The organism is Frigoribacterium sp. AP1 (assembly GCF_056680555.1).
Genome location: NZ_CM155288.1, coordinates 3,184,394 through 3,206,768 on the forward strand (window position 1 = coordinate 3,184,394; position 22,375 = coordinate 3,206,768).

General features: G+C 71.6%; 19 protein-coding genes. 4 read left to right on the plus strand and 15 right to left on the minus strand.

Annotation, left to right across the window (positions count from 1 at the left end):
* Nucleotides 1-9: 9 nt before the first annotated feature.
* From dnaG to dusB, 3 genes are all read right to left on the minus strand, one after another.
* A complete protein-coding gene (dnaG, locus tag AC1MBW_RS15080; RefSeq protein WP_480024965.1) occupies nucleotides 10-1,917 on the minus strand; it encodes a DNA primase in 1,908 nt (635 codons plus the stop codon).
* Between the two features lie 107 nt (nucleotides 1,918-2,024).
* Nucleotides 2,025-3,296 carry a deoxyguanosinetriphosphate triphosphohydrolase gene (locus AC1MBW_RS15085; protein WP_255364116.1) on the minus strand — a complete coding sequence of 424 codons (1,272 nt, stop codon included), beginning with the start codon at nucleotides 3,294-3,296 and terminating at the stop codon, nucleotides 2,025-2,027.
* A 47-nt stretch (nucleotides 3,297-3,343) separates the two neighbouring features.
* Nucleotides 3,344-4,501, minus strand: coding sequence for a tRNA dihydrouridine synthase DusB (dusB, locus tag AC1MBW_RS15090; protein WP_480024966.1), 1,158 nt, complete (start codon nucleotides 4,499-4,501; stop codon nucleotides 3,344-3,346).
* Between the two features lie 15 nt (nucleotides 4,502-4,516).
* Here dusB and AC1MBW_RS15095 point away from each other — a divergent pair, with 15 nt between their 5' ends.
* Nucleotides 4,517-5,041: an aminoacyl-tRNA deacylase gene (locus tag AC1MBW_RS15095; RefSeq protein WP_480024967.1), complete on the plus strand. Its 525-nt coding sequence runs from the start codon at nucleotides 4,517-4,519 to the stop codon at nucleotides 5,039-5,041.
* Here AC1MBW_RS15095 and AC1MBW_RS15100 read toward each other — a convergent pair.
* From AC1MBW_RS15100 to AC1MBW_RS15120, 5 genes are all read right to left on the minus strand, one after another.
* Nucleotides 5,031-5,204: a hypothetical protein gene (locus AC1MBW_RS15100; RefSeq protein WP_480024968.1), complete on the minus strand. Its 174-nt coding sequence runs from the start codon at nucleotides 5,202-5,204 to the stop codon at nucleotides 5,031-5,033. The two genes, AC1MBW_RS15095 and AC1MBW_RS15100, sit on opposite strands and share 11 nt — an antisense overlap.
* Nucleotides 5,201-5,869 carry a DsbA family oxidoreductase gene (locus tag AC1MBW_RS15105; RefSeq protein WP_480024969.1) on the minus strand — a complete coding sequence of 223 codons (669 nt, stop codon included), beginning with the start codon at nucleotides 5,867-5,869 and terminating at the stop codon, nucleotides 5,201-5,203. The genes AC1MBW_RS15100 and AC1MBW_RS15105 overlap by 4 nt, the downstream gene beginning before the upstream one ends.
* Before the next feature lie 106 nt (nucleotides 5,870-5,975).
* The gene (locus AC1MBW_RS15110; protein WP_480024970.1) at nucleotides 5,976-6,944 is read right to left on the minus strand and encodes a hypothetical protein; all 969 of its coding nucleotides are present in this window, start codon (nucleotides 6,942-6,944) and stop codon (nucleotides 5,976-5,978) included.
* A gap of 517 nt (nucleotides 6,945-7,461) precedes the next feature.
* Nucleotides 7,462-8,847 (minus strand): glycine--tRNA ligase, encoded by a 1,386-nt coding sequence (locus tag AC1MBW_RS15115; protein ID WP_480024971.1) that lies wholly within the window; start codon nucleotides 8,845-8,847, stop codon nucleotides 7,462-7,464.
* Nucleotides 8,848-8,925: 78 nt separating this feature from the next.
* Entirely contained in the window at nucleotides 8,926-9,966 is a 1,041-nt protein-coding gene (locus AC1MBW_RS15120) for an aminotransferase class V-fold PLP-dependent enzyme (RefSeq protein WP_480024972.1), read from the minus strand.
* A gap of 81 nt (nucleotides 9,967-10,047) precedes the next feature.
* On the opposite strand from AC1MBW_RS15120, the gene AC1MBW_RS15125 reads away from it, so the two are divergent.
* Both AC1MBW_RS15125 and AC1MBW_RS15130 read left to right on the plus strand, forming a co-directional pair.
* Nucleotides 10,048-11,004, plus strand: coding sequence for a LysR family transcriptional regulator (locus AC1MBW_RS15125; RefSeq protein ID WP_480024973.1), 957 nt, complete (start codon nucleotides 10,048-10,050; stop codon nucleotides 11,002-11,004).
* 32 nt (nucleotides 11,005-11,036) lie between these two features.
* A complete protein-coding gene (locus AC1MBW_RS15130; RefSeq protein ID WP_480024974.1) occupies nucleotides 11,037-11,702 on the plus strand; it encodes a hypothetical protein in 666 nt (221 codons plus the stop codon).
* An 11-nt stretch (nucleotides 11,703-11,713) separates the two neighbouring features.
* Here the strand turns inward: AC1MBW_RS15130 and AC1MBW_RS15135 are convergent, their stop codons facing one another.
* The gene (locus AC1MBW_RS15135; protein WP_480024975.1) at nucleotides 11,714-12,511 is read right to left on the minus strand and encodes an isoprenyl transferase; all 798 of its coding nucleotides are present in this window, start codon (nucleotides 12,509-12,511) and stop codon (nucleotides 11,714-11,716) included.
* The gene (gene recO, locus AC1MBW_RS15140; RefSeq protein ID WP_480024976.1) at nucleotides 12,508-13,251 is read right to left on the minus strand and encodes a DNA repair protein RecO; all 744 of its coding nucleotides are present in this window, start codon (nucleotides 13,249-13,251) and stop codon (nucleotides 12,508-12,510) included. Before recO ends, AC1MBW_RS15135 begins: the two co-directional genes overlap by 4 nt.
* 34 nt (nucleotides 13,252-13,285) lie before the next feature.
* On the opposite strand from recO, the gene AC1MBW_RS15145 reads away from it, so the two are divergent.
* On the plus strand, nucleotides 13,286-13,948 hold the full coding sequence (locus AC1MBW_RS15145) for a trimeric intracellular cation channel family protein (RefSeq protein ID WP_071253766.1): 663 nt from the start codon (nucleotides 13,286-13,288) through the stop codon (nucleotides 13,946-13,948).
* A 271-nt stretch (nucleotides 13,949-14,219) separates the two neighbouring features.
* Here AC1MBW_RS15145 and leuA read toward each other — a convergent pair whose 3' ends face one another.
* From leuA to AC1MBW_RS15170, 5 genes are all read right to left on the minus strand, one after another.
* A complete protein-coding gene (gene leuA / locus AC1MBW_RS15150; RefSeq protein ID WP_480024977.1) occupies nucleotides 14,220-15,980 on the minus strand; it encodes a 2-isopropylmalate synthase in 1,761 nt (586 codons plus the stop codon).
* Between the two features lie 207 nt (nucleotides 15,981-16,187).
* Nucleotides 16,188-18,788: a phosphatidylglycerol lysyltransferase domain-containing protein gene (locus tag AC1MBW_RS15155; protein ID WP_480024978.1), complete on the minus strand. Its 2,601-nt coding sequence runs from the start codon at nucleotides 18,786-18,788 to the stop codon at nucleotides 16,188-16,190.
* Nucleotides 18,785-20,116, minus strand: a complete 1,332-nt coding sequence (locus AC1MBW_RS15160; RefSeq protein WP_480024979.1) for an alpha/beta hydrolase — start codon at nucleotides 20,114-20,116, stop codon at nucleotides 18,785-18,787. Before AC1MBW_RS15160 ends, AC1MBW_RS15155 begins: the two co-directional genes overlap by 4 nt.
* Before the next feature lie 196 nt (nucleotides 20,117-20,312).
* Nucleotides 20,313-21,005: a response regulator gene (locus tag AC1MBW_RS15165; RefSeq protein ID WP_480024980.1), complete on the minus strand. Its 693-nt coding sequence runs from the start codon at nucleotides 21,003-21,005 to the stop codon at nucleotides 20,313-20,315.
* Complete coding sequence (locus tag AC1MBW_RS15170; RefSeq protein ID WP_054146223.1) at nucleotides 21,002-22,264, minus strand: sensor histidine kinase; 1,263 nt, start codon at nucleotides 22,262-22,264, stop codon at nucleotides 21,002-21,004. The genes AC1MBW_RS15165 and AC1MBW_RS15170 overlap by 4 nt, the downstream gene beginning before the upstream one ends.
* Nucleotides 22,265-22,375: the final 111 nt, after the last annotated feature.

A 22,375-nucleotide genomic window follows, 5' to 3' on the forward strand; every position in this document is an offset into this window, starting at 1 on the left:
CCGACGACGTCACTCTTGACGGACGGACCGGCGCTCGGCCTCGACCGCGGCGATGCGCACCTGGATCTCGCGCCAGCGTTCGGGCTCGGACTTCATGTCGGTGCGGAACGACTGACCGAGCAGCTCGGACTTCTCGCGGATGAGGTCGCGTTCGACGATCGAGACGACGATGCCTCGACAGTAGGTCGTGATCTCGCGCCCCTCGCGCTCGGGGATGGGGGCGACGGCGAGCTCTTTGGCCAGGGCGTCGAACGGCGACGGGGTCTGGCCGAGGACGACGTCGAGCCAGTCGGCCGAGTCGAAGCGGTCGAGGCTCGCCCCGATCGCGTCGCGGACGACCGCCAGGGCGCTGTTCTCGATGCGTGCCCGGGCCGCTCGCTGCATGAGCTCGAAGCCGACCGTCGCCGGGTGCTGGAGCATCGCCATGAGCGCGTCGCGCTCGGTCCGGGTGGTCAGGTCTCCCGGCAGCGTGAGCAGGCTCGGGCCGGCCGGCTCGTCGGGCACCGGCGGCAGGCTCGTGATCGACTGCCGGCCGTCGGTGACGCTCTTGGGCTGCGACCGCTCGAGCGCGTTCTGGGCCGAGGAGGCGCGACCCGCGTCGTCGACAGATCTCGCCACGTCGGCCGGATCGAGCCCCAGCCAACCCGCCAGCGACCGCACGTAGCCCTGCGTCATCGACCGGTCGCGGATGCCGGCCACCACCGGGGAAGCCGCCCGGAGCGCCGACACGCGACCCTCGACCGTCTCGAGGTCGTGCCCGTCGATGAGGCGACGGATCATGAACTCGAACATCGGACGCTTGGTCGTGATGAGACGGCGCACGGCGTCGTCGCCACGGTTCAGCCTGAGGTCGCACGGGTCGAGCCCGTCGGGAGCGACGGCGACGAAGGTCTGTGCGGCGAACCGCTGTTCTTCGGCGAACGCGCGGGACGCCGCCTTCTGGCCCGCCTCGTCGGGGTCGAAGGTGAACACGACCTCACCGCCGGTCGACGTGTCGGCCCCGCTGACGTCACCGAGCATGGGACGCAACAGCTTGATGTGCTCGACGCCGAACGACGTGCCGCAGGTCGCCACGGCCGTCGTGACCCCGGCCAGGTGGCACGCCATGACGTCGGTGTAGCCCTCGACGATGACGACCTGCTTGCCCTTCGAGATGTCACGACGGGCCAGGTCGAGCCCGTAGAGCACCTGGGACTTGTGGTAGATCGGCGTCTCGGGGGTGTTGAGGTACTTCGGCCCCTTGTCGTCCTCGAGCAACCGACGGGCGCCGAAGCCGATGGTCGACCCCGTGACGTCGCGGATCGGCCACACCAGCCGCCCCCGGAAGCGGTCGTAGGGACTGCGGTCGCCCTGGCTCAGCAGCCCCGCGGTGACGAGTTCTTCGTCGCGGTAGCCGAGCCCCTTGAGGTGGGACCGCAAGGCGTCGAACGACTTCGGCGCGAAGCCGACGCCGAACCGCTCGGCCGCGGCCGGGTCGAAACCCCGTTCGCCGAGGAAGCGCCGGGCGGGCTCGGCGTCGGCGGCCGTCAGGTGGTCCACGAAGAACTCTCGGGCGGCCTCGTTCGCCGAGATCAGTCGCGCCCGGTTGCCGTGGTCGCTGGCCTGGCCGCCGTCTTCGTAGTGCAGCTCGAAGCCGATGCGCGCCGCCATGCGCTCGACCGCCTCTTGGAAGGTCGTGTGGTCGGTCTTCATCACGAAGCTGAAGACGTCGCCGTCCTCACCGCAGCCGAAGCAGTGGTAGCGACCCACCTGGGGTCGCACGTGGAAGCTCGGGCTTCGCTCGTCGTGGAACGGACAGAGGCCCTTAAGCGACCCCACACCGGCACCCTTGAGCGTGACGTGGTCGCCGACGATGTCGGCGATGTTGGTGCGCGACCGGACCTCGTCGATGTCGTTGCGTTTGATCAGGCCGGGCACGTGTCGATTCTAGGTCGCGGGACCGACGGCGCCGACCCGGTGGGCCGACCGCGGGAGGACGAGGAGGCGCGGTGGGGCTGGGGAGGACCCGCGCCTCCTCGGGGGGCTCAGCGGCCGGCGGTGAGCCGGTCGTGCCAGGCCATGGCGCTCTGGTCGGTCAGCGAAGCGACCTGGTCGACGACGACCCGACGCCTCGCGGCGTCGTCGTCGGCCGAGGCCCAGTCGGCCGCGAAGCCCCGGTCGAGTTCGGAAGGGCCCGCCTGCCAGAGGGCGTCGGCGAGGCCGGTGAGCACCTCGCGCTGCCGCAGGTAGATCGGCTGCCGGTCGTCGCTCGTCATGACGAAGGCCGCGACGATGCCCTTGAGCACGGCGATCTCGCCGATCACGTCGGGGGCGACGACGACCGAGGCACCGAAGCGCATCAGGGCGTCACCGGGATACGAGTCGCGGGTGGCCTGCGTGGCCGAGCCGGCGAACCGGCCGATCAGCTGACTCGTGAGGTTCTTGAGGCGGGCCTGCGCGAACCGGCTGCCGTCGTACGACTCGAGCCAGAACGGCAGCGCCTGCAACCGGTCGAAGGCCTCGGTCAGCTCGTCGCGGCTGAGCTCGCCGCCGACCCACGCGTGCATGGCCGTGACGAGCGAGTCGTGGTCGACCCGGGCCCCCAGGGCGGCGACGTCGACGTACCCGTTGACCACGGCGTCCTCGAAGTCGTGGACGGAGTACGCGATGTCGTCACTGAGGTCCATCACCTGGGCTTCGACACACCGTCGCCGACGCGGGGCACCCCGGCGCAGCCACTCGAAGGCGGCCGTGTCGTCGTCGTAGAAGCCGAACTTCATCCGACCGCCCGGGTCGGGGATGCCCTGGGCTGCCGGCCACGGGTACTTGCAACTGGCGTCGAGGCTGGCGCGGGTCAGGTTCAGCCCGAAACTGCGCCCGGTCGCGTCGATCACCTTCGGTTCGATGCGCGTCAGCAGCCGGAGGGTCTGCGCGTTGCCCTCGAAGCCGCCGATGTCGGACGACCACTCGTTCAGGGCCCGCTCGCCGTTGTGCCCGAACGGCGGGTGGCCGAGGTCGTGCGCGAGGCAGGCCGTGTCGACGACGTCGGGGTCGAGGCCGAGGCTCGTCGCGAGCTCACGACCGACCTGCGCTACCTCGAGCGAGTGCGTCAGCCGGTTGCGGGCGAAGTCGAGACCGGCGGTCGGGCTTAACACCTGCGTCTTCGCCGCCAGGCGCCGCAGCGCGCTCGAGTGCAGCAGACGGGCCCGATCGCGGGCGAAGTCGCTGCGCCGGTTGGAGTGCTGCTCGGGCAACCAACGCTCGGAGTCGGCGGGGTCGTACCCGGGGGCGGCACTCGGCAGGGCTTCGGTGGACACCGGGGCCTCTCGGTCGGGACGGGAAGGAATCTCGCGGACGGGCGTGCCTAGCCGCCGCTGTGGTGCAGTTCGGCCGCGGCGAGCTCGGCCTTGAAGGCCTCGTCGAGGTCGCGGCTCTCGAGCCACCGGTCGGGCAGGGCGGGACGCTTGGGGCTGCCGGCACGACCCCGCGGCCCCTCGGCCGCTTCGCCGGGATACTGCTCGTCGGGGTCCATCGTGGCGAGCAGGTCGTCGATCTGCTGCAGCGAGTCGGCCAGGGCGAGAGCCGCCCGGACCTCACCGCCCACGGGGTAACCCTTGAAGTACCAGGCGACGTGCTTGCGCATGTCGCGGCAGGCCCGCCGCTCGTCGCCCGACCAGAACTCGACCATGAGCTCGGCGTGACGCCGGAAGGCCCGACCCACCTCGCCGAGGGTCGGCTCGGCCTTCAGGTCTTCGCCGCGGAAGGCCGCGGCGAGGTCACCGAACAACCACGGGCGGCCGAGGCAGCCCCGGCCGACGACCACGCCGTCGCAGCCGGTCTCGTCGACCATGCGCAGCGCGTCGGCCGCCGACCAGATGTCGCCGTTGCCGAGGACAGGCACGTCGGTGATCGTCTGCTTCAAGGTCGCGATGGCCGACCAGTCGGCGGTGCCCGAGTAGAAGTCGGCCGCCGTGCGCGCGTGCAACGCGATGCTCGCCACGCCTGCGCCCTGCGCGGCACGACCGGCCTCGAGGTAGGTGAGGTGGTCGTCGTCGATGCCCTTGCGCATCTTGACGGTCACGGGGATGTCACCCGCGGCCGCGACCGCACCCTCGACGATCTCGCGGAAGAGGCCGATCTTCCAGGGGAGGGCCGAACCGCCGCCCTTGCGGGTGACCTTGGGGACGGGGCAGCCGAAGTTGAGGTCGATGTGGTCGGCGCGGTCCTCGGCGACGAGCATGGTGACCGCCTCGGCCACCGTGTTGGGCTCGACGCCGTAGAGCTGGATGCTGCGGGGGGTCTCGGACTCGTGGTGCTGGATGAGGCGCATCGACTCGGGCGTGCGCTCGACCAGAGCCCGACTCGTGATCATCTCGCTGACGTAGAGACCGGCGCCGTACTCGCGACAGAGGCGGCGGTAGGCCGTGTTGGTGATGCCGGCCATGGGGGCGAGCACGACCGGCGAGGCCACGTCGATCGGACCGATCGAGAGGCCGCGCGAGGGCAGGGTGGTGGTGGACATCGTTACGATTCTCCCATGAGCGACGGCGGGCTGACGAGTGGTGTGGACGACGCGGACGTCGGGGGCGACCCGGGGCGGGTCGACGGCACGGGGCGGGTGCGCACGGACGCCGCCGCACGCGGTCTCGCGGTCGAGATCGTGGCGCGTCCGGCGGCCGACTCGCTCGAGGCCGCTGCCGCGCTGCTCGGACTGCAGCCCTCCGACATCGTGAAGAGCCTGGTGGTCAAACGCCACGACGGGTCGTTCCTGTTCGCGCTCGTCCCGGGCGACCGGCAGATCTCGTGGGCGAAGCTCCGAGCGGTCGTCGGCGTCAACAAGCTGTCGATGCCGAGCGCGGACGTCGCCCTCGAGGTCACCGGATACGAACGGGGCACGATCACTCCCCTGGGCAGCTCCACCGCGTGGCCGGTGGTCGCGGACTCCCGCATCGTCGGGAGGCGCGTCGCCCTGGGTGCCGGAGCCCACGGCTTCAGCGCCTTCGTCGAGGCCGACGACCTGATCGCCGGGTACGACGCGACCGTGGCCGACATCAGCGACTGACGCCGCGCCTCCCGGGCTCGTCGTCCGGGACCCCGTCGGAGGACCCACCGGCGGTGCTCGGCAGGTCGACGAGGCAGGAGTCCCCCTCGCAGGCGGCGGCATCCGGTGCGCCGAGCATGGTGAACGGCACGGGCGGCGTCGCGACCCCGGTGGGATCGCTCATCGGGCCACCTCGGAGGCGACCTGCTCGAGGGCCTGGACGAAGGTCTCGGGAGCTTGTGCGCCCGAGATGCCGTACTTGCCGTCGAGGACGAAGAACGGAACTCCGGTGATGCCGAAGGCCTGCGCCTGCGCCTGGTCGGCCCGCACGTCGTCGAGGTGGCGCCCGGTCTCGAGAGCCTCGCGCGCCTCCTGCTCGTCGAGGCCCACCTCGCCGGCCAGCGCGACGAGATCGTCGACGCGGCCCACGTGGCGGCCCTGCTCGAAGTAGGCGTGGAGGAGGCGTTCCTTCATCTCGGCCTGGCGACCGTTGGCCTTGGCGAAGTGCAGCAGCTCGTGCGCCTTGACCGTGTTGGTGTGCTGCAGGTGGTCGAAGTCGTAGGCGAGGCCGACCTCGGACGCGATGCCGGCGACGGTGTCGAGCATGCCGCGGACCTGGTCGGCGGGCATCCCCTTGTGCTTCGAGAGGAAGTCGACCTCGTTGCCTTCGAAGTCGACCGGGGTATCGGGTGAGAGCTCGAACGAGTGGTACTCGACCTCGACGGGGCCGTCGAAACGTCGGACCGCCTCCTCGAACTTGCGCTTGCCGATGAAGCACCACGGGCAGGCGATGTCGGACCAGATGTCGACCTTGACGGTCGCGGACGGGGTGGCGGAGTCTGCGGTCACGGCAGGACCAACTCGCGCGGGGGCCTCACCATTCCCCGCGCCCTCACCACTCCGACCGCCCCGTCCCGCTTCGCCCTCACGCACTTCACCCCGTCGCGCGTGGCCCTCACCCGCCTTCCCCTGTCGGCAACTCCTGCCTCCTGCGTCGGCCCGGGGCGGCGAGCCGCCAGTTCCTGCGGCCCCGCGGCCCGAGCACACGCGGGAGGCAGGAGTTGCCGACACGTGACACCGGTCTCGGGCCGCCCGCCGTGGTGATCAGGGCCTCGATCGCGGCCGACGTGCGGGCCCACAGGTCTCGCACCATGATCGTCCCCGCCCGGAACGGGACATGTCCGTCGAGGGCGATGTCTGCGTCCTTGAGACGGTCCCGGTCGAAGCGGCTCTCGTGGTGCTCGCGACCGTCGGTCTCGAGACCGACGACACCGTCGACGAGCATGTCGAGGATCTTGCCCGTGGTGCCGACGGGCACCTGTCGCACGACGTGGTGTCCGGCCCGCCGAAGCCTCGTCCCGGCCGTCGACTCGAGGATGCTCTCGGCTCCCCCGTCGCTCCAGGCCACCAGCCCAGCAGCGTCAGCGCGTTTCCGTGCCAGGACCTCGGCGGCGTCCTCGTCGTCGGTCACGATGCCGACGCTGCGTGCCCAGTCGACCAAGATGACCGCGTCCTCGAGGGACTTCGCTTCGACCACCGCGCGGGCGAGAGCGTCTCGTGGGTCCACCGCCCAGGTCGAGCCACGGGAACCGAGTTCGACGGGGTCCCAGACGACGCGGACGCCCCGTCGCCGTCGGAGGCGAGACGCGGTCTCGGGCACCGAGACCGTGATCGGCGGACGTCGCCACGACCACGCCCCGAGCTGGTGCAGGGCGGCCGCACCGGTGAGGCGTCCCCCCACCGCGACGGCCACGAAACGCGGATCATGGCGCGGCCACGTCGAATACCAGCCGCGGCGGGGTCGACGGACCGTGCGGGAGCTGACGGCGACGGTCAGATGGCGGTCCGTCGCACCCGCCGCGACGAGATCACGCTTGTGCAGCAAGCCACCGGCGTCGGAGACGAGTTCGGAGATCGTGGTCATGCCCCACAGCGTCCCGGGAGGCACCCCTCTGCCGTGGAGAGTACGGGCGATCTGGGGACGGCGGCCTCACCTGGGAACCCTGGGGGCGAGTCCTCGTCGCACGGAGCGTCAGTCGGGCGCGGGCAACTCCTGCCTCGTGCATCGTCCACGGACGACACGCCGCGTGCTGGGCTCAGGTCGCGGCAGGAAGCAGGAGTTGCCGCCAGGGCGGGTGGGCTGAGGCCGGGTGGGTGAGCGCGGGGTGGATGAGCGCGGGGTGGATGAGCGCCGGGTGGATGAGCGCCGGGTGGGCGCGAGCGAGTGCGGGCAGGAGCTCAGGCGGCCGGGCCGCGAGGCGAGGGCGGACGCGGGCCAGGGTGGTCGACAACTCCTGCTCCGTGCCCTTCGAGCCGACGAGACCCGGGCGCCCGGGGCGCGGCGGCGCAGGAGGCAGGAGTTGCCGACACGAGGGAACGGGCCCTCGACGTGCAGCGGGTGCACGACGAGGGCCCGTCGGGGGCGGGGGCGACCCGGGCGGCTACGCGCCGAGCAGTTGCTCGGCCAGGTAGGCCCTCAGCCCGGCCAGCGGGATGCGCTGCTGCGCCATGGTGTCGCGCTCGCGCACGGTCACGGCGTCGTCCTCGAGCGAGTCGAAGTCGACGGTGACGCAGAACGGCGTGCCGATCTCGTCCTGGCGGCGGTAGCGGCGGCCGATGGCCCCCGCGTCGTCGAAGTCGACGTTCCAGTACTTGCGGAGGTCGGCGGCGAGCCCTCGGGCCATCGGCGACAGCTGCTCGTTGCGGCTGAGCGGCAGGACGGCGACCTTGATCGGGGCCAGGCGCCGGTCGAGCTTCAGGACGGTGCGCTTGTCGACACCGCCCTTCGCGTTCGGCGCCTCGTCTTCGGTGTAGGCGTCGACGAGGAATGCCATGAGCGAGCGGGTCAGGCCTGCCGCGGGCTCGATGACGTAAGGCGTCCAGCGCTCGTTCTTGGCCTGGTCGAAGTAGGTCAGGTCCTTGCCCGAGGCGGCGGCGTGGGTCTTAAGGTCGTAGTCGGTGCGGTTCGCGATGCCCTCGAGCTCGCCGAACTCGCCGCCGGCGAACCGGAAGCGGTACTCGATGTCGACGGTGCGCTTCGAGTAGTGCGAGAGCTTCTCGGCGGCGTGCTCGTAGAGGCGCAGGTTCTCGGGGTCGATGCCGAGGTCGACGTACCACTGGAACCGCTGGTCGATCCAGTACTGGTGCCACTCTTCGTCGGTGCCGGGCTCGACGAAGAACTCCATCTCCATCTGCTCGAACTCGCGCGTGCGGAAGATGAAGTTGCCGGGCGTGATCTCGTTGCGGAAGCTCTTGCCGATCTGACCGATGCCGAACGGCGGCTTGATGCGCGACGACTGCAGGATGTTGTCGAAGTTGGTGAAGATGCCCTGCGCGGTCTCGGGCCGCAGGTAGGCCATGCCCTGCTCGTTGTCGACCGGGCCGAGGAAGGTCTTGAGCAGGCCCGAGAAGTTCTGCGGTTCGGTCCACGAGCCGGGCTGCCCCGTGTCGGGGTCGCGGACGTCGGCCAGGCCGTTCTCGGGCGGGTGGCCGTGCTTGGCCTCGTACGCCTCGAGCAGGTGGTCGGCGCGGTAGCGCTTGTGGGTGTGCAGCGACTCGACCAGCGGGTCGCTGAAGACCTCGACGTGGCCCGAGGCCTCCCACACCTGACGCGGCAGGATGACCGCCGAGTCGAGGCCGACGACGTCGTCGCGGCCCTGCACCATGGTCTGCCACCACTGGCGCTTGATGTTCTCCTTCAGGGCGACGCCGAGGGGCCCGTAGTCCCAGGCCGAGCGCGAACCGCCGTAGATCTCTCCCGACTGGAAGACGAAGCCGCGGCGCTTGGCCAGGGCGATGACGGAATCGAGACGGTTGGGTGCTGCCACGTGTGATGCTCCGATGAGTTGAGGCCCGAGCTGGGTGCCCGGTCGGTCGAGGTACCCGGCAACTCTAGCGGCGGCGCGTCACCGGCCGAGCGCGACGGCGACGGCCTCGACGTCGCTCTCGTCGTTCCAGAGGTGGAACGCCACGCGGACGCGACCGGCGCGCCCCGACACCACGAGACCGGCGTCGCCGAGGAGGCGCTGGTCGCGTCCGTCGGGATCGGCCCAGGTCACGATCGCGCGGCCCTGCGCCTCGATCCCGAGCCGCGAGCAGAGCGCGTCACCCGTCCCGGCGGCGTGCGCCCAGGTCTCGTCGGCGTCGAGCCCGGCGAACGTGCGGAGCGCGGGCAGCGCCCCGGCCCAGGCCTGCCAGGCGGGCGAGACGTCGAACGCCCGGGCGTCCGCGGCGAGTCGCATCTCGGGGCCGTAGCACGAGCCCCACACGTCGTCGCCCGCGTACCAGCCAGCCTGTGCCGGCACCAGGAGGCGCTGGAGCCGCTCCCCCAGGGTGAGGAACGCCACCCCGCGCGGGCAGCACAACCACTTGTAGGCGTGGGTGACGCTGGCGTCGTACCGCGAGGCGTCGACGGGTCGCGCGCCCGCGGCCTGGGTCAGGTCGCACAGCGTGAGCGCCCCGTGACGGGCCGCCGCGTCGACGATGGCCGCGTCGTCGGCGACCTCTCCCGTGGCGGACTGGACGGCCGACCAGGCCACGAGGTGCGTGCCGGGCCCGACGGAGCCGGCCACCTCGTCGAGCGGGACGCTCCGGACCCGGACGCCCCGCGCCTCCTGAACCACGAAGGGGTAGACGATCGAGCTGAAGTCGCTCGTGGGCACGAGCACCTCGGCCCCGTCCGGGACCGAGGCCGCGATCACGGCGACCATCGCCGACGTCTGGGACGCGATGGCGACGCGGCCGACGTCGACCCGGGCCAGCCGGGCGAAGGCCGCGCGCGCCTCCTCGACGACGGCGCCGTAGGCGACGGGACCGGCCTGACCGGACGACCACCGGTCGAGGTCGATGCGGAGCGCGTCGACCGTCGACCGCATCGGCAAGCCCATGGTGCAGGCCGCGAGGTAGCCCGGGGCAGGGGCGAAGAGGTCGGGACGGGGCTCGGTCATGCCCTCAGGCTCCACCCGCCGAGATCGCGGGACAACCGCCAGTGTCTGAGGTCATCCATCACACCGGCTTATGATTCGAGCATGACCGACGATCTCGACCTCGCGTCGCTACGCGTCGTCCGTGCCGTCGCGGACACCGGCACGATCACGGCGGCCGCCGCCCTGCTCGGCTACAGCCAACCCGCCGTCAGCCAGCAGCTCCGGCGGGCCGAACGCCAGGTCGGTCAGCCGCTCGTGCTGCGCGCGGGACGCGGCGTCGCCCTGACCGAGGCCGGGCAGAGGCTCGCGGCCCACGCCGTCCACGTGCAGGCCGCTCTCGACGCCGCGCGACAGGACCTCGACGCCCTGGGCGGCGTCGCCACGGGCCGCGTCACGCTGGCCGGGTTCCCCAGCGCCTCGTCGACGATCGTCCCCGACGTGCTGTCGCGGCTGCGCGACCGGCATCCCGGCCTGACGGTCGACTACGTCGAGGCGGAACCGCCGGAGGCGCTGGCACGACTGCGGGACGGCTCGGCGGACGTCGCGGTCACCTTCCGCCACGGGGGCGACCCCGGGGGCGAACGCGACCTCGACGGGCTGCTGCACCGCGCCTCCTTCGTCGACCGCACGGTGCTGGTCCTGCCGACGGCGCACCCGTTCGTCCGCGGCGACGACTTCGCCGGCCTGGCACACGAGAGGTGGATCGGCGGATGCCCGCGCTGCCGGGGTCACCTGCTCGCCACGTGCGCCGCGTCCGGGTTCGAGCCCGAGATCGTGCTCGAGACGGACAACGCCCTCGCCGTGCTGGGGCTCGTCGCGGCGGGGCTCGGCGTCGCGCTGCTGCCGGGGCTGTCGTTGATCTCCGCCGCGGTGCCTCCCGGGGTGCGCGTGGTCGGCCTGGACGAGGGGCTCGCCCGCGTGGTGCACGTCGTCCACGGACGCGGCGGTGACCGCGTGCCGAGCGTGCGGGCGGTCCTGGACGCCTTCGAGCAGGTGGACGGCGACGCGCTGGGCCTCGTGCCGGTCCGACGGGGCGAGCTGTCCGTGGCTCCGGGTTAGGCTGGCCCGACGAACCAGGAGAGGTGCAGGTCGTGCGCAGAAGACTGACCGTCGGCATCGCCGTCTCGGTGCTGGCCCTCGTCGGGCTGACCGGCTGCTTCCCGAGCCTCGACGACCTCACGCCCGTCGGTGCGGACGGGTCGACGCCGACCTCGGGCGCGAGCGGCGCCCCTCAGCCCCAGGTGACAGGCGCGCCCGGAACCGGCGGGGGCACCGGGTCGCAACCCGACGCCCTCGCCCCCGGCGGCACGCTGCTCGGCCAGGTCAACTACAAGGACCTCACCATCTACGTCTACGGCGTCGGCGAGCTGACGACCACGGCCCCCTCGATCTACGCCCGCCCCGACGGCACCGACCCCTACCCGGCGGGCACCGACGTCGAGGTCACGGCCTACGTCCTGACGAACAACTCGCAGCGTCGGCTCGACCTGACCGACCTGAGCGCCGACTACTCGTCGTACGGCAACGACCTCGCCACGCAGGACGTCTTCGCCGGGCAGGACCTGTTGACCCAGATGGGTTACGAGACCTCGCTCGAGTCGAAGTTCCCGGCCGACAGCGCGAACTGGTACCTGCTGCCCGGCGAGTCCACGGTCTTCGCCAACGCCTGGTTCCACCGGGCGAGCGACGGTCCGCTGACCCTGCAGTTCCTGTGGCCGGCCGAGCGGATCTTCCTGGGCGCGAACATCCAGTTCTGACGGCCGACCGGTCAGGCCGGGCTGGGGGCGTCCACCGCTCCCCCGAACCGACGGGTGCGCGAGGCGTACGTCTCGACGGCCTGCCACAGGTCGGTGCGGGTGAAGTCGGGCCACAGCTGGTCGAGGAACACCATCTCGGCGTAGGCGGACTGCCAGAGCATGAAGTTGCTCGTCCGCTGTTCGCCCGAGCTGCGCACGAACAGGTCGACGTCGGGCAGTTCGGGAGCGTACAGCCGCTTCTGGATCAGCTTCTCGCCGACGGCCGAGGGCTTGAGCCGCCCGGCGGCGACGTCGTCGGCGATCGAGCGCATCGCGTCGGCGATCTCGGTCCGCCCGCCGTAGTTGACGCACATCGTCAGCGTCAGGACGTCGTTGCCCTTCGTCAGCTCTTCGGCGAACTGCAGTTCTTTGATGACCGACCCCCACAGCCGTGGTTTCCGCCCGGCCCAGCGGACCCGCACCCCCCACGCGTTCAGCTGGTCGCGTCGGCGGTGCAGCACGTCGCGGTTGAAGCCCATCAGGAAGCGCACCTCGTCGGGCGAGCGCTTCCAGTTCTCGGTCGAGAACGCGTACACGCTGAGGTGCTTCACGCCGATCTGGATCGCCCCGGCGACCACGTCGAGCAGCGACATCTCGCCCGCCTTGTGCCCTTCGACGCGGGTGAGCCCGCGCCCGTTGGCCCAGCGCCCGTTGCCGTCCATGACGATCGCGACGTGTTCAGGCACGGCGCCCTTCGGCATCGCCGGCGGATGGACGCCGGTCCAGTCGAGCGGGCGGAAGTCGGCGGCGTCGCGGTGGGTCTTCTTCACGGTCTCTCTCTTCCGGGCACCCGGTCGACGTGCTGCAACGATCGCAGTCCCCGTTCGAGGTGCCACTGCGTGTAGGCGGCGACGACGCCGCTCGCCTGGTTGCGGGTCGCGTCGGGCGCGTCTTCGGCGTGGCCCCAGTCCCCCGTGAGCAACGCACCCAACAGGGCCAGCGCCTCCTGCGTCAACCGCGGAGCGCCGGGAGGCGCGTGCGAGTCGGCCACCACACCACCCAGCTGCACGACGAAGGCCGAATGCGGCCCGGGTTCACCGGTGACGGCGCAGTCGCCGAAGCTCGGCGACCAGCCCGCGATGCTGAGCGCGCGCAGGAGGTACGAGTCGAGCGTGAGCTGGGGGGCGTGCTCGTGGCGCGCGAGCGAGCGGAGGGCCCCGACGAGCAGGAGGTACTGCTGCAGACCCGCCTCGGCCTCGGTCAGCTTGTCGGCGGTCTCGACCATGACGCTGCCGGCCGTGTAGCTCTCGTAGTCGGCCGCGATCACGGCACCGTACGAGCCGAGCGACTCGGCCTGCTGCACGATGTCGAGCGACCGGCCCTCGTAGAGCTGCAGGTCGGCGACCATCATCGGCTCGAGGCGCGCACCGAACTTCGAAGCGGTCCGCCGGACGCCCTTGGCCACGGCCCGGATCTTGCCGTGGTTGCGGCTGAGCATCGTGAGGATGCGGTCGGCCTCACCCAGCTTGTGGGTGCGCAACACGACGCATTCATCACGGTAGACGGGCACCGACCAAGCATCGCACGCGTGGTACAAACGTCAGGTGCACGCCACAGCCTTCGCCGTACCCCTGTGGGTGGACCTCCTCGCCGTCGGCATCGGCAGCCTGCAGGGGGCGATGTTCGCCTCTGAGTACAAGGACCGCCGCCTCGACCTGCTCGGCATCGCCATCATCGGCATCGCCACCGGACTCGGCGGCGGCGTGCTGCGCGACGTCCTGCTCGGCGAGGTGCCCCGGGCCATGACGAGCAACTGGTACCTGCTCGTCGCCGTCGCGGCCGCGATCGTCGGCATGGCTCTGCAGCGGGTGTTCACCCGGCTGGCGGGGGTCATCACCGTGCTCGACGCCCTGACGATCGGCCTGCTCGGCGCGATCGGGTCGACCAAGGCGCTCTCGCTCGGACTGCCCGAGATCCCCGCCGTGTTCGTCGGGGTCATCGCCGCCGTCGGCGGCTCGGTGCTGCGCGACCTGCTGATGAACCTCACCATCGCGATGATGCACGTGGGGTCGCTCTACGCCGTGGCGGCGGCCGGGGGCACCGTCGTCCTGGTGGTGGCCGTGTCGCTCGGGGCACCCGTGGCCGTCTCCGCCATCGCGGGCACGTCGATCACGCTGGTCATCCGCATGCTGGCGGTGCGGTTCGGGTGGACCCTGCCCGAACAGCGCGCCCTCAGCCGGCTCCCCCGCTGGCGCCGGCCCCGCTGACCCCGCTGCCGGCGCTCGGCGCGCGGTACCGGCCCTTGCACCCCGTCGGCCCGGCGCCGCCCGTGTCGGCAACTCCTGCCCCCTGCGCCAGCGGACCCCGACACGCCGCACACCCGCACCCGCGCGCGACACCAGGCAGGAGTTGCCCGCACCTCAGGCCGCAGACCGACACCCCGGCCCCACGCCGGCACCCGTCCGGCACGACGACGCCCCCGGCACCGAGGGCACCGGGGGCGGGTCGGGACGTGCGGGTCCGGACGGGGCAGGCCGCTCAGACCGAGGCGAGCTCGCGCACGTCGGTCGTCGTGCGGATGGCACGGTTCACCGCCGAGACGATGGCCTTGAGCGAGGCCGTCGAGATGTCGGCGTCGATGCCGACGCCCCAGAGCCGGGTGCCGTCGACGTCGAGCTCGACGTAGGCAGCGGCCTGCGCGTCGCCCGACGCGCTGAGGGTGTGCTCGACGTAGTCGTACAGCTTGACCTGGACGCCCTGCTCGGCGAGCACGGCGATGAACGCCGCGATGGGCCCGGTGCCGCGGGCCGAGGTCGACTCGACGATCTCGCCGACCCGCAGGTCGACGTCGAGCACGGTCTCGCCCGACATGTCGCTCGAGGTGCTCGTCCGGGTCAGCTCGAAGCGACCCCACTTGTCGTCGGTGTCGTCGGCGGGCAGGTACTCGTCCTGGAAGATCGACCAGATGTGGGCGCTCGTCATCTCGCCGCCCTCTTCGTCGGTGCGTGACTGGACGACGCCGCTGAACTCGATCTGCAGTTTGCGCGGCAGGTCGATCGCGTGGTCCGCCTTGAGCAGGTAGGCCACGCCGCCCTTGCCCGACTGCGAGTTGACGCGGATGACCGCCTCGTAGCTGCGACCCAGGTCTTTGGGGTCGACCGGCAGGTACGGGACCGCCCATTCCAGCTCGTCGACGTCGACCCCACGTGACGCCGCGGTCGCGGCCATGGCCTCGAAGCCCTTCTTGATGGCGTCCTGGTGCGAGCCCGAGAACGCCGTGTAGACGAGGTCGCCGGCCCAGGGGCTGCGCTCGTGCACGGGCAGCTGGTTGCAGTGCTCGGCGGTGCGCTTGACCATGTCGAGGTCGCTGAAATCGATCTGCGGGTCGATGCCCTGGGTGAACAGGTTGATGCCCAGCGCGACGAGGTCGACGTTGCCGGTCCGCTCGCCGTTGCCGAAGAGGCAGCCCTCGATGCGGTCGGCCCCGGCCAGGTAGCCCAGCTCGGCCGCGGCGATGCCCGTGCCCCGGTCGTTGTGCGGGTGCAGCGACAGGATGACGCTGTCGCGACGGGTCAGATGACGGTGCATCCACTCGATCGAGTCGGCGTAGACGTTGGGGGTCGCCATCTCGACGGTCGCCGGCAGGTTCACGATCACGGGGCGGTCGGGCGTCGCGTCGAAGGCCTCGATCACCCGGTTGCAGATGTCGAGCGCGAAGTCGAGCTCGGTGCCGGTGTAGCTCTCGGGCGAGTACTCGTAGAAGACGGCCGTCTCGGGGATGGTCTTCTCGGCCTCGAGGCACAGCCGGACGCCTTCGAGCGCGATGTCGACGATGCCCTGACGGTCGGTGCGGAACACGACGTCGCGCTGCAGCACGCTCGTCGAGTTGTACAGGTGGACGATGGCCTGCTTGGCGCCAGCGATCGACTCGTAGGTGCGTGCGATCAGGTGCTCGCGCGCCTGGGTCAGCACCTGGATCGTCACGTCGTCCGGGATGGCGCCCTCGTCGATGAGGCTGCGCACGAAGTCGAAGTCGGTCTGCGAGGCGCTCGGGAAGCCGACCTCGATCTCTTTGTAGCCCATGCCGACCAGCAGGTCGAACATGATGCGCTTGCGCTCGGGACTCATCGGGTCGATCAGCGCCTGGTTGCCGTCCCGCAGGTCGACGGCGCACCAACGCGGTGCCTCGGTGATGCGCTTGGCGGGCCACGTGCGGTCGGGCAGGTCGACCGCGATCTGCTCGTGGAAGGGCCGGTACTTGTGGATCGGCATGGCCGACGGCTGCTGTGCGTTCTTCATGTCCTGTGGTCTCTCTCGCCCTCGAGGGGCTGCTCTTCGCGGGGGTGTCGGCCGACGACGAACTCCGCGACGAGGGGGGCCTGGGTCAGGACTCGCCGCGGCAGCTAAGGAGGAGCAGGCCGGTGGACACGTGACGAGGCTAGCACCGACCGAGGAGGCGCGGCTCGTCGCGGACCGGCACCGCGCCTCCTCGGCTCCCCCGCCCGATCAGACCACCGTGCGGACGAGCCGCACGACGGCCCCGACCGAGAGGTCGGGCAGGTAGGCGCGGCCGAGGGCCGTGCCGATGGCCGGCAGCTGCACGGGATCGGGGAAGGCCATGACGAGCGGCACGAACTCGGGCTGGAACTTCTTCTTGAAGGTCAGCAGGGTCTGGAATCCGTAGGCCGGCTCGAGCACGCGCCCGAGGAAGGTCAGCACGCGCTCGGTCTGCGTCGCCGGGCCGTCCGACGGTGCACTGGTCGCGAGGGGTGCCGCCGAGAGGCTGAGGAACTCGACGCCCTGTTCTTTCATGGCCAGGGCCGACGACGCGATGACGAACTCCATCACGCCGTTCATGCTGTCCGGTCGACGGCGCATGAAGTCGAGCGTCCAGCCGACGACCTCTCCGTCGCGCCAGGAGGGCAGCCAGCTCGTCACGGCCTGGACCGAGTCGTCCTCGTCCAGGGCGAGCATCAGCGCCACGTCGGGGTCGCGCAACTCGTCCACGCCGCCGAGGGTGAAGCCCATCTCGGGCAGGTTCTTCTCGGCGACCCACTGCTCGCTGATCTCGCCGATCTGGCGGGCGACCGCGGGACGGAGGTCGGCGTAGCGGGTCCACTCGGCCCGGACCCCGTTCTTCGTCGCGCGGTTGATGCTCGACCGGACGTCCTGCCACTTCTTGCCGGTCATGGCGAAGGTGGCCGGGTGGAGCACGGTCTCTTCGCCGACGGGCAGCGTCGCCCAGCCCATCTCGGCGTAGAGGGGCGAGAGCTCGCCCCGCACGCTGTAGAAGACCGGGGTGAGGCCCTGGTCGTCGCACCAGCGGGCGAACTCACGGGTCACCTCGGGGAGCCGGTCGGCCGGGCACAGCGGCTCACCCGTGGTGATGGCGATGTCCGTGACGACGCGATAGGCGACCGCGGCGCGACCGTCGGCCGTGAACCAGTACCGGTTGCCCTCCCACAGGGCCATGTGCGACAGCGTGCCCGACGTCCCCCGGTGGATGATCTCGCGCACCTGGGCACGCGCCGCGTCGGGACGGACGTCGCCCGGCCGTGTCGCACCCACCACGAGCCCGACCAGCACGACGAGCCACCAGAGCGGCCCGACCCACTCGAACGCGGCCCGGACGACGCCGCCGTCGGGCACCGGCCCGATGCGGGTGAGCCCGACGAACCCGACCGGCACGAAGCGTTCGGGCACGTCGAGCAGCAGCGTCCACGGTTCGATCGCCGGGACGAAGGAGGCGCGTCCCAGCCACGCGAGGACGGCGAACGTCACGGCCAGCACGACACCCGACAGCACGACGACGAGGGCGAACCGGGGCCGTCGCGTCCCCTCGGCCCCGACGCCGAAGTGGCGGCGGAGGAGGAAGAGCCCGACGGCGACCGCGGCCGGAACGGCGACCGCCAGGACGGCGAGCACCACCCTCTCGACCACGTGACGGGGCTGGTCGACGACCGGGTCGGTCGTGACGGGCAGCACCACGTAGTAGAGACCGGCGAAGACCGCGAGCAGCCCGTCGACCGCGACGGCCACGTCGAGGGCGAGGCGACGACCCCGCCGCAGGTACCAGGCGCACACGAGCAGGACGGCCAGCGGCAGCAGGCTGAGCAGGACGGTCGGCACGGAGTCGATGCCGGCGAGGGCCGCGGCCCGCGCGCAGGCCCCTATCGGAGGCGCGTGCCGGTCGGGTGCGCCCTGTCCCGCGGCCGCGCAGGCGGCCGAGAGCGACCGCCCCGGCAGGACGTCGCGGAACAGCATGCCGAGCGGCGAGAGGGCCCCGATCGGACTGCGGGTGAGCAGGGTCAGGACGGGACCGACCGCCGTCACCGCGACGATGGTCGACGCGAGACGGCGCACCTCGTGGTGCGAGCTGCGCAGCCATCCGCTCTCGGCGGGACGACCGGCCAGCACCACCCCGAACACGAGTCCGACGAGGGCACCGAGGAGCGCGTAGAGACCCGAGGGATGCCCGTCGTACAGCACGAAGGCGAACACGAACGAGAAGCCGACCAACCGGATGCGGCGGCGCCAGAGCGGTCCGAAGAACGCGCTGGCGGTCATGATCGTGCCGAGGGCGGGCGTGAGCGGGTGAAGGGTGGATTCGGCGGCCACCTCGAGGGCCCAGGTCTCGCCGACCGCCTGCCCCAGGGCCTGCACCGCGACGCCGACGCCGGTCGCCACGACGGCCGTCACGAGGTAGGCCGCGACCGTGCGGCGCCAGCCCATGCGGCGCTCGGCGGCGCCCACGAGCACGAGGACGCCGACCACGGCCAGGACGAGTTGGGCGGGACCGCCGGCGAAGAACACCGAGCCGAAGACGAGCAGCCACGAGGTGCGGTCCTCGAACGGGTCGAGACCTGCGCCGACGAGGTCCCGGAGTCGCTCGCTCGGAGCGTGCGTGAGGCTGCCCGAGGCGACGGCCAGCACGACGAGCAGCAGGGCGAGGACGAGACTCACGGGACGGGCGCGGACGAACGCAACGACGCGGGTGCCGATGCCCTCTGCGGCCTGTCGCACCCGCCCCGGCTCGTGGGGCTCGGGCTCGCGGGGGTCGGGCGGAGTCGGTGCGTCCGGGCCGGCCACGGTCTCGTCGTCGCTCACGGGGTCTGCACCGCCGCGCTCAGGCCGAGGCGCGGGTAGAACTGCCCGATGCCGTGGGCGAAGCCGTCGGTCGCGGTCGTCCAGTCGTGTCCGCTGCCGGGTGACACGTAACGCGTCACCGACATGCCCGCCTTCGCCGCCGCCACCGAGTTCGCCGTCATGAACCGACCGTACCGAGCGTCGGTGGCACCGACGGCGAAGAACGCCGCGGTGTCCGCGTAGGGCGCGTGCTCGGCCATGATCGCCTGGGGCTGAGCGGCCTCGTACGCGGCTCGGTTCCCGGCGAAGCCCTGGGTGATCGTGGTCTTCTCGTCGCCGATCGACGGGCCGAGCTCACCCGACACGTCGATGAAGGTCGAGAACAGGTCGGGTCGCGCCGCGGCGAACTGGATCGAGCAGGTGCCCCCCTGCGAGAACCCGCCGATCGCCCACGCCCTCGAGCCGGAGGCCACGTGGAAGTGGCTCGTCATGTAGTCGACCACGTCCGTGGTGATGTAGGTGGCGCTGTTGCCCAGGGCGCCGTCCACGCACATCGGGTTGTGCGCGTCGGCACTCAGCTGGTCGGGCACGACGACGATCGGCGCGAGACCGTGGTTCTTCGCCGCGAAGGCGTCCAGCGTCCGGACGAGGTGGCCGGCCGTGACCACCGAGCTCGGTTCGGCCGGTTGCCCCGACATCATGATCATCACCGGGAGGGCGGGGGCGTTCGCCACGAGGGCCGCGGGAGGCAGGTAGACGACGGCGTCGCGTGCCGGGAAGTGCGAGACCGTCCCGGGGATGGACACGCTGCCGTACCGGCCCGTGGCCGGCAGGTCGGCGGGGGCCTTCCACGTCGACCAGAGGGTCGGGTCGAACTCCGTCGAGCCAGGAGCCGCGGACGGAGGCGCGGTGGCGGTCGCCGCGAGAGGCGGCACCTCGTCCTGGCCGAGCGCCTGCGGCAGGTTCTGGTACACGCTGCCGTCGCGGTTCAGCGCCAGGCCCCCGGCCAGGGCGAACACCAGGACCGCCACCACGGCCACGACCTTCCGCCACCACCGGGTGCGGAACAGGTTGACGACGACGACCCCGAGGCCGGCGCCCACCGCGGCGACCCAGAGGCGGTCCACCCAGGTCGGCGACAGGCCCAGCACGTCGCGCACGTCGCCGAGCCACCACGTGACGACGGCGCCCAGGGCGGCTCCGACGAGGACCGCGAGGGCGATCCACCGCCACCACGTCCGGCGGGTCCGCGGACGGACGAGGAGTCCGATCGCGACCAGGGCGGCGACGACGTCGACCACCCACAGCACCGTCGACGACAGCAACGGGACCGACAGCAACCAGTTCATGCGAGGGCTTCTTTCAGCGGAGTGTCGGGGTGGTGACCACCCAGGTGACACTCTGCCGCCACGAAGCCGGTCGACACGAACCGTGCCGCTCGATCACAGCAGTCTCATCAGGTGCGGTCAGCGTCCACACGGCACCCGCAGGTCGATCGCACGACGCTCCGTCGACGACCGACCGTGTCGCGCCGCCGTCTCGGGCCTACTCGGCGAGCCCGTGTTCGTACGCGTAGACCACGAGCTGCACCCGGTCACGCAGGGACAGCTTCGACAGCACACGACTGATGTGGGTCTTGACGGTCGCCTCGCTGAGGAACTCCCGCGACGCGATCTCGGAGTTGCTGAGGCCCCGCGCCGCGAGGTCGAAGATGTCGCGCTCTCGGGTGGTGAGGGTGCCGAACGACTCGGGTACGGCCCGGGCGCGGGAGGCGCGTCCGTCGAAGTGCTCGAAGAGCTCACGGGTGGCGGACGCCGCGATCACGGCGTTGCCCGCGTGCACGGTCCGGATGGCGGCGAGGAGGAACTCGGGGTCGGCGTCCTTGAGGACGAAACCGCTCGCGCCTCCTCGGATGGCCCGGGTGGCGGCCTCGTCGAGGTCGAACGTCGTCAGCACGATGATGCGCGGCGGACGACGGGAGGCCGCCTCGGCCTGAGCCAGGACGGCGGTGGTGGCGGCGATGCCGTCCATGACGGGCATGCGGATGTCCATCAGGACGACGTCGGGCGTGGTGCGCGCGACCATGGCCACGCCCTCGTCGCCGTTGCTGGCCTCGCCCACGAACTCGAGGTCGGGCTGCGAGCCGACCAGCATCTTGATGCCCGCACGGAACAGGGCCTGGTCGTCGACCAGCGCGACGCGGATGGATGCCGTCGAGCGGCCGGGCATGTCGATCATCGGATGCGTACCTCTTGGGTCAGTGCCAGGGTCGGCACGATGGCGTGGACGACGAAGCGTCCGTCGGCGTTCTGGGTGGTGAGCGAGCCGCCCGCCAGGGTGGCACGCTCGCGCATGCCGTCGAGCCCGTGGCCGCCCCGCCGTTCGTCGCCGGTCGTGTCGACCGGACGCGTCGGCGGCCGCACGACGTTCGAGATCACCAGGTGCAGCGCCTCGTAGCGCCAGTCGAAGTGCAGGCCCACGGGCTGGTCGACGGCACCGTGTCGGAGGACGTTGGTCAGGCTCTCCTGCACGATGCGGAACACGGCGAGCTGCCGGTTGGTCCCGAGCACCTGGGGCTCGCCCGTGACGCGCAGGTCGACCATGAGGCCCGAGCCGCGCATCTGGTCGAGCAGACGGTCGAGGTCACCGAGGGCGGGCTGCGGCGCCTCGCCCTGGCTGTGCCGCAGCTGACCGAGGAGCACGCGGACGTCGCCCAGTGCCTCGCGCGCCGTCGTGGCGATGGTGGTGAGCGCCCCGTCGACCGAGGTCGGGTCGACCCGGGCGGCGTAACGGGCCCCGTCGGCCTGGGCGATGACGACGGCCAGCGAGTGGGCGACGACGTCGTGCATGTCCCGGGCGATCCGGTTGCGTTCCTGCTCGACGGCGATGTCTCGCTCGGCTCGGGCGGCCTCGCGTTCGGCCCGGGCGGCATCGTTCTCGGCACGGGCGGTCTCGCGTTCGGCGATGAGCCGCGCCTCACGGCTGAGCCGCTCGGACCATCGCGCCCGGGCCAGCAGTCCCCCGGCCCAGGGCAGACCGAGCAGGGCGAGGAATCCGAGGAGGCTGATCCCCAGCTGCAGGAGGATGCGGACGACGTCGGTCACCGCGTAGATGTCGTAGTCGACGCCGAACAGGCTCTGCTGCACGAACGAGAGGTAGAACGTGCCCAGGAGGGCCCCCACGCCCACGGAGACCAGGCCCGACCACTTGACCCGGTCGGTGCCGTACGCGGCCGTGGAGTACAGCACCGCGCAGATCGCGAGGTTCGTGACACCGGGCGTGCTGCCCGTGATCATCTGGGACGCGGCGACCAGCCAGGCGAGGGTCAGGGCGAGCCCGGGCGACAGCCGACGCAGGGCGAACGTGACCGTCATGCCCAGCACGACGAACGGTGTCGTCGCGACGCCGTCGCTCAACACCAAGCCGACCACGCCGAGCAGGAACGCCGCCGACAGGTCGACGGCGACCTGGTAAGGCGCGAGGCGTCGGAAGATCACCCGACCACCGTACGACCTTCGGCGGCCGGATCGGGCCGGCCGCCGGGCGCGAACGACCTCGGGACCATCGCGATCATCCGCAGGGACGAGGCCGACCCGTCCGAGAGGGAC

What these genes read in the sequence shown, in the direction of transcription:
- dusB (WP_480024966.1), bottom strand. Translation starts at nt 4,501, where the DNA reads ATGTCCACCACCACCCTGCCCTCGCGCGGCCTCTCGATCGGTCCGATC.
- AC1MBW_RS15095 (WP_480024967.1), top strand. Translation starts at nt 4,517, where the DNA reads ATGAGCGACGGCGGGCTGACGAGTGGTGTGGACGACGCGGACGTCGGG.
- AC1MBW_RS15100 (WP_480024968.1), bottom strand. Translation starts at nt 5,204, where the DNA reads ATGAGCGATCCCACCGGGGTCGCGACGCCGCCCGTGCCGTTCACCATG.
- AC1MBW_RS15110 (WP_480024970.1), bottom strand. Translation starts at nt 6,944, where the DNA reads ATGACCACGATCTCCGAACTCGTCTCCGACGCCGGTGGCTTGCTGCAC.
- AC1MBW_RS15120 (WP_480024972.1), bottom strand. Translation starts at nt 9,966, where the DNA reads ATGACCGAGCCCCGTCCCGACCTCTTCGCCCCTGCCCCGGGCTACCTC.
- AC1MBW_RS15125 (WP_480024973.1), top strand. Translation starts at nt 10,048, where the DNA reads ATGACCGACGATCTCGACCTCGCGTCGCTACGCGTCGTCCGTGCCGTC.
- leuA (WP_480024977.1), bottom strand. Translation starts at nt 15,980, where the DNA reads ATGAAGAACGCACAGCAGCCGTCGGCCATGCCGATCCACAAGTACCGG.
- AC1MBW_RS15160 (WP_480024979.1), bottom strand. Translation starts at nt 20,116, where the DNA reads ATGAACTGGTTGCTGTCGGTCCCGTTGCTGTCGTCGACGGTGCTGTGG.
- AC1MBW_RS15165 (WP_480024980.1), bottom strand. Translation starts at nt 21,005, where the DNA reads ATGATCGACATGCCCGGCCGCTCGACGGCATCCATCCGCGTCGCGCTG.